This is a genomic window from Micromonospora sp. NPDC049230, from assembly GCF_040647875.1.
Taxonomy (GTDB): domain Bacteria; phylum Actinomycetota; class Actinomycetes; order Mycobacteriales; family Micromonosporaceae; genus Micromonospora.
The window spans coordinates 283,343-295,725 of sequence record NZ_JBEZCZ010000001.1 but is presented as its reverse complement, the minus strand read 5'-3'; the positions used below and the strand labels follow the sequence as shown (position 1 = coordinate 295,725).

The window sequence follows — 12,383 nt, the reverse complement described above, 5'->3', positions numbered from 1 at the left end:
GCAGCCCCCCGCGGCGCCAGGCTGGCCCGCAGTCTCGGGCGGCGGCAACGGTGACGGCCAGGACGCCAGGCCACACCGGAACATCTAGCATGGGCGACGACGCCGACGAACGGAGAAATGTCCCGTGATCACCGCAATCGTGCTGATCGACTGTGCCACCGACGCGATCCCCGAGGTGGCGGAGACCCTGGCCAGCCTCTCCGGCGTCAGCGAGGTCTACTCGGTGGCCGGGCACGTCGACCTCATCGCCATCGTCCGGGTCCGCGAGTTCGACCAGATCGCCCAGGTCATCGCCGGCAGCATCTCCAAGGTGCCGGGCGTGCTCAACACCGAGTCGCACATCGCGTTCCGGGCGTACTCCCAGCACGACCTGGAGGAGGCGTTCGCCATCGGCCTGGCCAGCGCCGACTGACAAGCGCACGCGCGGCGGCCGGTCCACCCCACGGGGCGGACCGGCCGTCTGCTGTCGCTACGTCAGCTCACGCCGGGAGCCGGCGTCTCGGTGGTGCCGCCACCGGGTGCCGGGGACTCCGGGGTGCCACCAGGAGCCGGCGACTCGGTGCCGGTGCCACCCGGAGCCGGCGACTCGGTGCCGGTACCGCCCGGGCTGGGCGTACCGCTGGCACTGGTCTGCGGAACCGGGATGCCCAGCTTGTTGGCGAGCTGCACCAGCTCGTCGTAGTGCGCCTGCAGCGTCGGCAGGGCGTTCTGGGCCAACTGGACCACCGACTGCTCGGAGCCCTGCGAGATCTCTGTCTGGGTGGCCTGGATGGCCTGGACGTGACCAGCCAGCTCACTTGTCACCCAGAGCCTGTCGAACTCCGCACCGCTGGCGCTGTTCAGCTTGTCGATGACCGCCTGCTGATCGGCGCTGGGCTCGTTCGGCAACTCCACGCCGAGCTGGGACGCGGTCTGCTGCACTGTCTGGTCCAGCTGGGTGTGGTCGGTCTTCAGCATCGCGCCCAGGTCCTTGACCCCCTGGTCCTGCCCCTTCTGCTGAGCCAGGTCACCGGCGGTGATCTCGAACAGGTTGACCTGGTGTACCGCCTGCAGGTACTGGGTGTCCTGCGTCGACGGCTGTGCCGCGGCCTGCGCGGCCGCAGCCGGCGCGACCCCGACCAGTACCAGCGCGGCCAACAGGCCGAGGCGTTTGATACCCAACATGCTTCCCCCCCTTGAGACGTTGGACCGCACGGATACCCGGCTCACCGGGGTTATTCCTGCGATCGCCCGTCGCGCGGGGTCGACCGGTCCCGCCGTGGCCGTCCGACTCCGGGCCGGATGGGCGGTCGGTGCTCATACGACGTGGCGCCCGCCGGGATCCGGCGGGCGCCACGTAACTGTGCGTTCGGGCGGGTCAGCGGCGGCTGTCGCCGCTGGTGATCTCCTCGCGCTCGGGTCGGGGCTCGACCGGCGGGTGCCCCGGTGAGACCGGCGCCTCGACCGGCTTCTCGATCGGGTAGAAGAAGCCCCGGATGGCCGGGCCGAGTGCCCCGAGCCGGTTCATCTTCTTCGGCACGACCCAGCCGACGTACTCCAGCTCGCCGTGGCCGTCGGCGTGCCCGTTGGACGCGCTGAGCGGTTGGTGCACCTCGACGAACCGACCGTCCGGCAGGCGCCGGATGATGCCGGTCTCCACGCCGTGCGCGAGCACCTCCCGGTCGTGCTGCTGCAGGCCCAGGCAGAGCCGGTACGTCACGTAGTACGCGATCGGCGGGACCACCAGCAGACCGATCCGGCCGGCCCAGGTCATCGCGTTCAAACTGATCTGGAACTTGTCGGCGATCACGTCGTTGCCGCCGGAGAGCGTCAGCACGACGTAGAACGACACGGCCATGGCGCCCACCGCGGTCCGCGCCGGCGCGTCGCGGGGCCGCTGGAGCAGGTTGTGGTTCTTGCGGTCCTTGAGCTGTCGGGCTTCCAGGAACGGGTACATCGTCGACAGGCCCACCAGGATGCCGGGCAGCACGACCGTCGGCCAGAACAGCGGCGGGATGACGTACCCGTCACCGAGCGGGATGTTGATCTCCCACGCGGGCATGAGTCGGGTCGACCCGTCGAGGAACATGACGTACCAGTCGGGCTGGCTGGCGGCCGAGACCACCCACGCCTCGTACGGGCCGAACAACCAGATCGGGTTGATCTGGAACAGACCGCCCAGCAGCGCGATGACGCCGAAGACGACCATGAAGAAGCCGCCCTGCTTCAACGCGTAGCGCGGGAACATCCGCTCGCCGACCACGTTGTTGTTGGTCCGTCCGGGGCCCGGCCACTGGGTGTGCTTCTGCTTGAAGACCAGGCCGAGGTGGACGCTGATCAGCGCCAACAGCAGACCGGGGATGAGCAGCACGTGGGCGATGAAGAACCGGCTGATGATGATCGTGCCCGGGAACTCGCCACCGAAGATCGACGAGGTGACCCAGGAACCGATCACCGGGATGGACAGCATGATCGCCGAGGCGATCCGCAGACCGGTGCCGGACAGGCCGTCGTCCGGCAGCGAGTAGCCGGTGAAGCCCGCCAGGAAGCCGACCCAGAACAGCAGCGAACCGATGATCCAGTTGGTCTCGCGCGGCTTGCGGAAGGCGCCGGTGAAGAAGACCCGCAGCATGTGCACGACGATCGCGGCCATGAACAGCAGCGCCGCCCAGTGGTGCATCTGCCGCATCACCAGACCACCGCGGACGTCGAACGACAGGTCCAGGCTGGAGGCGTACGCGGCGGACATCGGGGTGCCCTGCAACGGCGCGTAGCTGCCGTTGTAGACCACCTCGGTCATCGCCGGCTCGTAGAAGAAGGTGAGGAACACACCGGTCAGCAGCAGGACGATGAACGAGAACAGCGCGATCTCGCCGAGCAGGAAGGACCAGTGGTCCGGGAAGACCTTGTTCAGCAGTTTGCGCAGCGGGGTGGCCACCTGGAAGCGGTCGTCCACTCCCACCGCGGCCTTGCCCGGCGTCGCCGCAATGTCAAACTTTCGACGCTTCATGGCCGCTCCCAGAAATCAGGCCCGACGGTCTCAGTGTAGTCGGACTTCGCCACGAAGAAGCCCTCGGAGTCCACCTCGATCGGCAGCTGCGGCAGCCGCCGGCTGGCGGGGCCGAAGACGGGCCGGGCGTTATCGGTGATCAGGAACTGGGACTGGTGGCACGGGCAGAGCAGCCGGTTGGTCTGCTGCTCGTACAGGCTGGCCGGGCAGCCCGCGTGCGTGCACACCTTGGAGAACGCGGCGTAGTTGCCCCACATGTAGTCGCCGTGGCCGACGCTCGGCCGTGAGTTGGCCTCCCGGGACTTCTGGGCGTCGGAATCACGCAGGTGGATCAGCAGCGTCGGGGAGTCGGCGTGGATGTTGCTCACACCGTGCTCGATACCGGGGAAGACCGTTATCTGGCCACCGACGCTGACGTCCGCCGGGCGCACCGGGCGGCCGTCCTCGCGGACCAGCCGGATCTTCCGCCCGCCCTCGCCCGGGGCGAACCCGGTGGTGAACATCTGGTTGTTCTTGTGCGGCTGGGAGATCAGACCGCCGACCAGCGGCGCCGCCGCGACCGCGGCGACCGGCGCGAGACCGGCCAGCAACGAGATGCCGAGCAGCGGGCGACGCTTCACGCCCAGCTCGTCGGCCATGTAGAGCATGGTCTGGCCGGTGATCGTGCGGCCTTCGGAGTCCACCTGGCCCTCGTGCCGGTCCTGGATCGAGACCTCCTTGGGCAGCAACTTCTTGCCCCAGGTCAGGATGCCGAAGCCGACGGCCAGCAGGGCGATGCCGAGGGTGGCGCCCAGCAGCGGCGTGTACCACTTGTCGCCGCCTCGGCCCGCCTCGTACTGCCACGGCCACCAGATGTAGACGGCCAGGAAGGCGGTCGCGGCCAGACCGGTGATCAGGAAGAACCCGGCGACCACGCGGGTCAGCCGGCGCTCCGCCTTGGTGCCGGGCAGCACCTGCGGCTCGTAGTGGACGATCTCGATGTCGTCCCGACGCGCGCCCTCGCGAACGATGTCGAACCGGGTCAGCTTGGGGTCGTCCAGGTCGAGCGGCTCCTGGCCCTGCGGGGCCTGGTGCTCGGTGTGGGTGCTCATGCCGTCACCTCGCTACGGGTGGCGCCGAGCGGCGCCACAGCACTGAATCGGATGATCCGCTCGGTCACGACTTGCCCGCAATCCACAGGCTGGCGAAGACGAGCGCCACGATGCCAACCAGGAAGATCGCCAGGCCCTCGGTGGACGGGCCGTACCGCCCGAGGTTGAACCCGCCCGGGTCCTGGTCGTGCTTCAGCGTCTCCTGGATGTAGGCGATGATGTCGGCCTTCTGCTCCGGACGAAGCTGGTTGTCGCCGAACACCGGCATGTTCTGTGGGCCGCTCAACATGGCAGCGTAGATCTGGCGGTCGGTCGCGGGGTGCAGGCTCGGGGCGAACTTGCCCGAGGAGAGCGCGCCGCCGCCGCCACCGAACGCGTGGCACTGCGAGCAGTTGATCCGGAACAACTCGCCGCCGGACGCGACGTTGCCGTCCTCGTGGAGGTCGTCGCCCGCGGGCACGACCGGGCCACCACCGAGCTCCTGGATGTACTGCCCGAGCTGACGGGTCTGCTCGTCGGTGAAGACGGGGGGCTTGCGGTGCGCCTGGGCCTCCTGGCGGGCCAGCGGCATCCGCCCGGAGCTGACCTGGAACTCGACAGAGGCCGCGCCGACGCCGACCAGGCTCGGCCCGCGACCCTCGACGCCCTGGGCGTTGCGGCCGTGACAGGTCACACAGCTCACGTCGAACAGCGCCTTGCCCTCGGCGGCGGCACCGGTCAGCTGCGGGTTGTCCTGCGCCTGGGCACCGGGGGCGAAGACGGTGTAGGCGCCGCCGGCCAGCATCAGCGCGGCGATCAGCCGGACCGCGGCGCCCAGCCGGCGGCGGCCCCTGCTGCGCGCGGCGGGCCGCTCGCGCAACCGCGCGAGCAGACCGCGTCGGCGGTCGTTGTCAGAAGTCATGAGCGGTGTCCTTAACCGGTTGGACCTGTCTCAGGGGACGGAGCGGCAGCGCGGAGTGTGACGCGCAAGATCACTGAAGCCAGTAGATCATGGCGTACAGCCCGATCCACACGACGTCGACGAAGTGCCAGTAGTACGACACGACGATCGCCGAGGTCGCCTGCGCCGGGGTGAACCGGCCCATGGTCGTGCGGACCATGAAGATGATGAAGGCGATCAGACCGCCGGTCACGTGCAGGCCGTGGAAGCCGGTGGTCAGGTAGAACACCGACCCGTACCCGTCTCCGTTGATCTTGATGCCGTCCTCGACCAGGTGCCGGTACTCGTTCAGCTGGCCGAGCACGAAGATCAGGCCCATCACGAAGGTGACGGTGAACCAGCGCCGCAGCGCGTGCACGTCGCCCTTCTCCGCCGCGAAGACGCCGAGCTGGCAGGTCACGGAGGACAGCACGAGGATCACCGTGAAGGTGGTCGCGTACGGGATGTTCAGCGCCTCGGTGTGCTTCTCCCACTGCTCCGGCGCAGCCGCGCGGATCGAGAAGTACATCGCGAACAGCGCCGCGAAGAACATGAGTTCGCTGGAGAGCCACACGATCGTCCCGACGCTGACCATGTTCGGTCGGGTCAGAGAGTGGATCCGGCTCTTGTCAATGGCTGGGGCCGCAGTCACGCCGTCATTATTGCCCCTGACCGGGGCCGGCGATCAGCGGGGTGGCAAACCTGCGCCTTCCGTGGCCCGACCGTCAGGGTCCGGTTCGCCTGGCCTAGCCTGAAAAGCGTGCTGCACGTCGATTCGATCTTAGCCGCCACCTCGGCCCCGCCGCCGTTCACCGTCGGCACGGTGCTGACCGAGACCCGGCTGGACAGCTGGCTGGCCCTCGGCCTGGTGCTCGCCGCCGGCCTGTACCTCTACGGGGTGTACCGGCTGCGCCTGCGGGGCGACCGCTGGCCGGTCGCCCGTACCGTGTTCTTCCTCGGCCCCGGGCTGGGCGGCATCGCGCTGGTCACGGTCAGCGGCCTGCACGCGTACGACACCGCGCTGCTGTCCGTGCACATGATCCAGCACATGGTGCTGTCCATGGTCGCGCCGATCTTCCTGGCGCTGGGCGCGCCGATGACCCTGGCCCTGCGGACCCTGCCGGTCGGGCCGCGCAAGCGCCTGCTGGCGATCGTGCACAGCCGCGTCGCCCGGGTCTACACGTTCCCGCTTGTGGCGTTCGCCATCTTCGTGGTCAACCCGTTCGTGCTGTACTTCAGCGACCTGTACCGCTTCACCCTCGAACACGCCTGGGCGCACGAGCTGGTGCACGCGCACTTCATCATGACCGGCTGCGTGTTCTTCTGGCCGCTGCTCGGCCTCGACCCGCTGCCCGGCCGCTGGCCGTACCCGGCGCGGGCGCTGCTGATGCTGCTCTCGGTGCCGTTCCACACGGTGCTCGGCCTCACCATCATGCAGAGCACCACGCTCTTCGGCGGCGACTGGTACCCGTCGCTCAACCTGAGCTGGGCCGACCCCAAGGCGGACCAGGTGGTCGCCGGCGGCATCCTCTGGGCCGGCGGCGAGTTCGTCAGTGTGACGATGCTCGCGGTGCTGGTGGTCCAGTGGGTCAAGCAGTCCGAGCGCGAGGCCCGCCGGGTCGACCGCGAACTGGACCGCCAGGAGGCCCGCGAACGCGCCGCCGACGCCGCGGCCGCCTGAGCTGCCCGGACGGTACGCCCCGAGGGGTGGCGGCGGGCGGGATGTCGGCTACGTCACCCCGACCGGTACGATCGGCGGGCAGCTACGAGGTGGGAGCAAGCCCGGCCAATGAGTGAGCACAGCGAACCAACCATCACGCGCAGTGCGATGGTGCCCCACGACGGCACCGCTCACCGTCCGGCTCCCGGCCGAGGCCACCTCGAGGCCATGGGATATCACGAAACGGCCGGTACCCGGACCGTTCGGCGAAGCGGAGTGCCGGCATGAGCGATCGTCTTTGCACCGTCCTGCTCTACAGCGACGACCCGCAGGTCCGTGATCGGATGCGGTTGGCCGTCGGCACCCGACCGGCGCCCGGCCTGCGGATCGAGTTCGTCGACGCGTCGACCTACGCGGAGACCATCCGGCTGGTCGACGACTACGAGATCGACCTGCTGCTGCTCGACGGCGAGGCGAGCCCGGGTGGCGGCATCGGCATCGCCCGACAGATCAAGGACGACCGGGACGACGCTCCCCCGACCTGCCTCGTGATCGCCCGCGCCGCCGACCGATGGCTCGCCGCGTACGCCGAGGTCGACGCCACGCTGGTGCACCCGCTCGACCCGGTGACCACCGGAGGCACTGTGGCCGAGCTGCTGCGGACGCACGCACCCGCCTGACGTCCCCCCAGCAATCCGGCACCGTCGCGGCGTCGGATCCGCCGACGCCCGTTCCAGCCCACCCGCACTTCGCACGCTCGGGAGGCCCGCCATGGGCGATCGGACCTGGCCGCACCTGCTCACCTCGCTGCTGAACGGCGAGGAGTTGTCCACCGCCGACACCGCCTGGGCGATGGACGAGATCATGACCGGCTCGGCGAGCGCGGCGCGGATAGCGAGCTTCGCCATCGCACTGCGGGCCAAGGGCGAGACCTCGGCCGAGCTGGCCGGTCTCGTCGAGGCGATGCTGGGTCGCGCGGTCCCGGTGGTGCTCCCCGAGGAGACGCGCCGCACCGCGCTCGACGTGGTCGGCACCGGCGGTGACCTCGCCCACACGGTCAACATCTCCACCATGACCGCGCTCGTGGTCGCGGGCACCGGCGTACGCGTGGTGAAGCACGGCAACCGGGCCGCCTCCTCCCTGTGCGGCACCGCCGACCTGCTGGAATTCCTCGGCATCCCCCTGGACCTCGACCCCGAACAGGTGGCCCGCTGCGTCGAGGAGGCGGGCATTGGGTTCTGCTTCGCGGCCCGACACCACCCCGGAATGCGGCACGCCGGCCCGGTCCGCCGCGAGGTGGGAGTGCCCACCTTCTTCAACTTCCTCGGCCCGCTGACCAACCCGGCCCGCCCCCGATCCGGCGCGGTCGGCTGCTTCGACGCCCGGATGGCCCCGGTGATGGCCAGCGTGTTCGCCGCCCGCGGCGACTCGGTGCTCGTCATGCGGGGCGAGGACGGCCTGGACGAGTTCACCACGGCCGCGCCGACCCGCGTCTGGGCAGCCCAGGGCGGCACCGTACGCGAGGCCGTGCTGGACGCGACGGACCTGGGGGTGCCCCGGTCCACCCTCAACGACCTGCGAGGCGGTGACGCCGCGTACAACGCCGGCGTGGCCCATCGCCTGCTGGCCGGCGAGACGGGTCCGGTTCGGGACGCGGTGCTGGTCAACGCCGCCGCGGCGCTGGCCACCCAGGGTCCGCTCGACGGCGACCTGACCGAGGCGCTGCGCGCGGGCATGCACCGCGCGGCCGAGTCGATCGACTCCGGCGCGGCCGCCGCGACCCTGGACCGCTGGATCATGACCGCCGCCGCCCTCGCCTCGGCCCCCGTCTGACCGCCACCCGCAGGCCGCCCCCCGTCCGACCGCGGCGCCGCCCGTCGACCCACCGCCGCAGCCCGCCACACCCCAGCCCTTGATCGACTCGGGTTCCTTGAATCGGCGGTGTCCGGCGGCGTTGGATACCGCGACCTCAGTGATATCGAGTGGATCATGCGGCTCGACACTCCAGCGCAGCTCGGCGGCCGAACCCTGCGCCTGGACCCTGCGTCCAGCTCCGCGACGAGACTCTGCGACGGGGCCTTGCGACGAGACCTCTGCGCCCAGCCCTGCGAACGGGGCCCAGTTACGACACCCCGCACCCGGCGCTGCGACGAGGCCAAGCCGGCGGGGCCAAGCCGACGGGGCCAAGCCGACGACGCCAAGCCGCAGGGACGGCGATGAGCCTGTGTCGGGCCTCCCGGGCAGCGCTGGACGGAGATTTGTCGGACCCGCGTGGAAAACTACAGGCGAGTGGTTCTCCGTTTCCGTTGTGCGCCGTTGTCGCATCCGGGGGCGGTTCACCTGGAATGAGAAGGAGACACCCGTGTCGCACCGCGAGCTCTACTGCGATGTCTGCGAGGACTTGGCGGCGTTCGAGACGCCGCCCTGCGTCGACGGCCACGACACCGACTGTCCCGAGCTGATCTGCACCGGCTGTGGCGCCGCCGTGGTGATCGCCACTGTCGCCTTTCCGGTCACCCGGCTGGCCGAGCGCCGACGCCACCAGCCCGCCCACCGCCACGCCGCCTGAAGCGCCCCGCCCCGCACCCCGCGCCTCCTGGGTCGGGCTACGACGAAGGCCCGCTCCCAGGGGATGCGGGCCTTCGTGACGTACGGGTCGGCCGGGACGGCGACCGGGTGGATCAGTGCTCGGCGGTGCGCCGGGTGCCGCTGTAGTACTCGAACAGCAACCCGCAGGCGGAGAAGACGACAGCCAACAGGCCGGCGCCGATCAGCCAGTACTGCCAGAACACCATGCCGAGCGCGGCGGTCGCGGCGGCCAGTGCCAGACCGAACGGCCAGTAGCTGCCCGGGCTGAAGAAGCCGACCTCACCGGCGCCGTCGGCGATCTCGGCGTCGGGACGGTCCTCCGGGCGCAGGTCGATGCGTCGGGAGACGAACCAGAAGAAGCCACCGCACATCGAGCAGAGCAGGAACGACAGCAGCAGGGCGACGGTGCCAACCCACTCGACGCCGCCCGACTCTCCGTGCGTCCACGCGCCGTAGAGGATGGTGGCACCAGCGAGGAACCCGGCAATGATCAGGAAGATACGCCACTCGGTCTTCATGCGGCTGCCTCAGCTTCCCGTGCGGGCCGGAGCTTTGTCCGGGTTGAAGTTGTCCTGCGTCCGCCGGGTCTCGAACGGCTGCGTGGTCGTCGCGTACGGCTGCTCGCCGATCTGGGTCAGCGCGTCCTGGGTCGACTTGCCGCTCTGCTTGGCGGCCAGGAACTGGTCGTACTTCTCCGGCGAGACCACCCGCAGCTCGAAGTTCATGAACGCGTGGTAACTGCCGCACAGTTCGGCGCAGCGCCCGACGTAGGCGCCCTCGGCGTCCAGACTGGAGACCTCGAACACGTTGCGGATCTTGCCCGGCATGACGTCCCGCTTGAACAGCAACTCCGGCACCCAGAACGAGTGGATGACGTCGCGGCTGGTCTCCTCGAAGCGGATGGACCGGCCGGTCGGCAGCACCAGCACCGGGATGACCTCGCTGGTGCCGAGCGTCGACGCGGTGGTGCGGGCCTCGGTGCCCTGGCCGTCGCGGTAGTTGAACTGCCAGTTCCACTTGAAGGCGACGACCTCGACAGTGACGTCCGGGTTCTTCGACAGCTTGTCGACGTCGGTCTGCACGATCGCCGTGTAGTAGAAGAGCACCGAGACGATCAGGATCGGCGCGATGGTGTAGAGGAACTCCATCGGCAGGTTGTAGCGGGTCTGCACCGGCAGCGCGTTGCCACGCTTGCGGTAGCGCACGACACACCAGAAGATCAGGCCCCACACGAAGACGCCGACCGCGAGGGCGGCGATGCAGGAGGCGATCCACAGGTCGTACATCCGCTTGGACTCCGGCGAGATGCCGCCCTGCGGCCAGCCGAAGCCGTGGAAGGTCTGACCCACGTCACAGCCCGTGAGCAGGATCAGCAGCGCCACGCCACTGAGACCGAGCCCGGCCAACCGACCAGCACCACGCCCCCGGCGTCCACCGACCCCTGGCGAAGCGCTGTGCCGTACGGCCGACGGCCGTACCTCCGAACTCCTTGCGACCACCTGGTCCTGCCTCCCTAGCGCGCCGCGGTGCGTCTTCCCTCAGCACCGGCGGCAAAGGCGTCACCGACGGTCGCAGATTACTCGACCATGACGGACTCGACAGTGGTGGGGTCACTGTCCGCCCCCATCGGGGGGATCCTGGGCATACCGCCGCGATAGCGTAATGATCTGTGAGCGCATCCCCGGTCTACCTGGACGCGGCGTCCGCCGCGCCGACGCATCCGGTCGCGCGGCAGGCGCTGCTGGCCGCCCTCGACGACGGCTGGGCCGACCCGGGCAAGCTCTACACCCAGGCCCGTCGGGCGCGGCAACTGCTTGACGCCGCCCGCGAGGCCACCGCGGTGACCCTCGGCGTGCGTGCCGACGAGGTGTCGTTCACCCCCAGCGGTACGACCGCGGCCCACGGGGCGGTGCTCGGAGGGCTGGCGGCGCGGCACCGGGTCGGGTCGGCGCTTGTGCACTCGGCGATCGAGCACTCGGCGGTGTTGCACGCGGCGGAGCGGCACGTCGCGCGGGGCGGGACCGCCACCGGGGTGCCGGTCGACAGGTTGGGCCGACTGGATCTGACCGCGTGGTCGGCGGCGGTCCGGGCCCCCGGGGTCGCGTTGGCCGCGCTGATCACCGCCAGTCACGAGGTGGGGACGGTGCAACCGGTCGCCGAGGCGGCCGCCGACTGTGCCGACGTGGGGGTGCCGCTCTACGTGGACGCCGCGCAGTCGGTTGGCCGGGTGCCCCTGCCGGCCGGCTGGTCGGTGCTCACCGCGAGTGCCCACAAGTGGGGCGGCCCGCCCGGGGTGGGAGTGCTGGTGGTGCGTAAGGGCACCCGTTGGGAGTCGCCCTGGCCGGCCGACGAGCGGGAGGGTGGGCGTACCCCCGGGGTGGTGAACCTGCCCGCGGTGGTGGCGGCGGCGGCGAGCCTGCGCGCGGCGGCGGCCGACGCGGCGGCGGAGGCGACCCGGCTGGCCGCGCTCGTGGATCGGATCCGGGCGCGGGTCGCGGCGGACGTGCCCGACGTGGAGGTGGTGGGTGACCCGGTGCTCCGGCTCCCCCACCTGGTCACCTTCTCGTGCCTGTACGTCGACGGGGAAGCGCTGCTACATGCTCTGGATCGGCGGGGCTTCGCCGTGTCGTCCGGTTCGTCCTGCACGTCGTCGACGCTGCGCCCGTCGCACGTGCTGGAGGCGATGGGGGTGCTCTCGCACGGCAACGTGCGGGTCAGCCTGCATCGGGAGACGACCGAGGCGGACGTGGAGCGGTTCCTCGCCGAGTTGCCGGGGATCGTCGCCGGGTTGCGGGCCGAGGCGGGGGTGGCGGGACTGTGACAATGCCACACGAGGTGATCGACTGTCGGGGGCAGCGGTGCCCACTGCCCGTGATCGCGGCGGCCCGGCGGCTGCCGCAGGTGCCGGTCGGCACCGTGGTGCGGGTGCTGGCCGACGACCCGGCGGCGGCTGTCGACATCCCCGCCTGGTGCCGGATGCGCGGGCAGGAGTTCATGGGCGCGGTGAACGGCCCGGACGGCCCCGCCTACGACGTCCGCCGCCTGCACTAACCCACCCCACGCCCGCGCCCCGCCCACTCCCGTCGATCTTGCACCTTCTGTCCCGGCAAAGGGCACAGAAGCCGTGACATGGCG

At 70.4% G+C, this 12,383-nt stretch carries 14 protein-coding genes; 7 read left to right on the top strand and 7 right to left on the bottom strand.

Going from position 1 to position 12,383, the window contains the following annotated elements:
- Positions 1-124: 124 nt before the first annotated feature.
- Entirely contained in the window at positions 125-412 is a 288-nt protein-coding gene (locus AB0A95_RS01405) for an Lrp/AsnC ligand binding domain-containing protein (protein ID WP_357074810.1), read from the top strand.
- Positions 413-474: 62 nt separating this feature from the next.
- Here AB0A95_RS01405 and AB0A95_RS01400 read toward each other — a convergent pair whose 3' ends face one another.
- The 5 genes from AB0A95_RS01400 to AB0A95_RS01380 form a co-directional block, all read right to left on the bottom strand.
- Positions 475-1,164: a DUF4142 domain-containing protein gene (locus AB0A95_RS01400; protein WP_357553600.1), complete on the bottom strand. Its 690-nt coding sequence runs from the start codon at positions 1,162-1,164 to the stop codon at positions 475-477.
- 193 nt (positions 1,165-1,357) lie between these two features.
- The gene (locus AB0A95_RS01395) at positions 1,358-2,989 is read right to left on the bottom strand and encodes a cytochrome b N-terminal domain-containing protein (protein WP_357553599.1); all 1,632 of its coding nucleotides are present in this window, start codon (positions 2,987-2,989) and stop codon (positions 1,358-1,360) included.
- Positions 2,986-4,080, bottom strand: a complete 1,095-nt coding sequence (locus AB0A95_RS01390; protein ID WP_357553598.1) for a Rieske 2Fe-2S domain-containing protein — start codon at positions 4,078-4,080, stop codon at positions 2,986-2,988. The genes AB0A95_RS01395 and AB0A95_RS01390 overlap by 4 nt, the downstream gene beginning before the upstream one ends.
- A 64-nt stretch (positions 4,081-4,144) precedes the next feature.
- Positions 4,145-4,981, bottom strand: coding sequence for a cytochrome c (locus tag AB0A95_RS01385; protein ID WP_357553597.1), 837 nt, complete (start codon positions 4,979-4,981; stop codon positions 4,145-4,147).
- 70 nt (positions 4,982-5,051) lie between these two features.
- Entirely contained in the window at positions 5,052-5,651 is a 600-nt protein-coding gene (locus AB0A95_RS01380; RefSeq protein ID WP_124820713.1) for a heme-copper oxidase subunit III, read from the bottom strand.
- Positions 5,652-5,750: 99 nt separating this feature from the next.
- Here AB0A95_RS01380 and AB0A95_RS01375 point away from each other — a divergent pair, with 99 nt between their 5' ends.
- The 4 genes from AB0A95_RS01375 (at position 5,751) to AB0A95_RS01360 (ending at position 9,228) form a co-directional block, all read left to right on the top strand.
- Positions 5,751-6,680: a cytochrome c oxidase assembly protein gene (locus tag AB0A95_RS01375; RefSeq protein ID WP_357553666.1), complete on the top strand. Its 930-nt coding sequence runs from the start codon at positions 5,751-5,753 to the stop codon at positions 6,678-6,680.
- A gap of 263 nt (positions 6,681-6,943) precedes the next feature.
- Positions 6,944-7,339, top strand: coding sequence for a hypothetical protein (locus AB0A95_RS01370; RefSeq protein ID WP_139585787.1), 396 nt, complete (start codon positions 6,944-6,946; stop codon positions 7,337-7,339).
- A 91-nt stretch (positions 7,340-7,430) separates the two neighbouring features.
- A complete protein-coding gene (gene trpD / locus AB0A95_RS01365) occupies positions 7,431-8,492 on the top strand; it encodes an anthranilate phosphoribosyltransferase (protein ID WP_357553596.1) in 1,062 nt (353 codons plus the stop codon).
- A 529-nt stretch (positions 8,493-9,021) separates the two neighbouring features.
- Positions 9,022-9,228, top strand: a complete 207-nt coding sequence (locus tag AB0A95_RS01360) for a hypothetical protein (protein ID WP_357553595.1) — start codon at positions 9,022-9,024, stop codon at positions 9,226-9,228.
- Positions 9,229-9,340: 112 nt separating this feature from the next.
- Here AB0A95_RS01360 and AB0A95_RS01355 read toward each other — a convergent pair whose 3' ends face one another.
- Both AB0A95_RS01355 and coxB read right to left on the bottom strand, forming a co-directional pair.
- Positions 9,341-9,766 carry a cytochrome c oxidase subunit 4 gene (locus tag AB0A95_RS01355; protein ID WP_357553594.1) on the bottom strand — a complete coding sequence of 142 codons (426 nt, stop codon included), beginning with the start codon at positions 9,764-9,766 and terminating at the stop codon, positions 9,341-9,343.
- 9 nt (positions 9,767-9,775) lie between these two features.
- Complete coding sequence (gene coxB / locus AB0A95_RS01350) at positions 9,776-10,747, bottom strand: cytochrome c oxidase subunit II (protein ID WP_357074832.1); 972 nt, start codon at positions 10,745-10,747, stop codon at positions 9,776-9,778.
- 170 nt (positions 10,748-10,917) lie between these two features.
- Between coxB and AB0A95_RS01345 the strand changes: the two genes are divergently transcribed.
- Both AB0A95_RS01345 and AB0A95_RS01340 read left to right on the top strand, forming a co-directional pair.
- A complete protein-coding gene (locus AB0A95_RS01345) occupies positions 10,918-12,069 on the top strand; it encodes an aminotransferase class V-fold PLP-dependent enzyme (protein ID WP_357553593.1) in 1,152 nt (383 codons plus the stop codon).
- Positions 12,066-12,299 (top strand): sulfurtransferase TusA family protein, encoded by a 234-nt coding sequence (locus AB0A95_RS01340; protein WP_357553592.1) that lies wholly within the window; start codon positions 12,066-12,068, stop codon positions 12,297-12,299. Before AB0A95_RS01345 ends, AB0A95_RS01340 begins: the two co-directional genes overlap by 4 nt.
- The last annotated feature ends 84 nt before the right edge of the window (positions 12,300-12,383 follow it).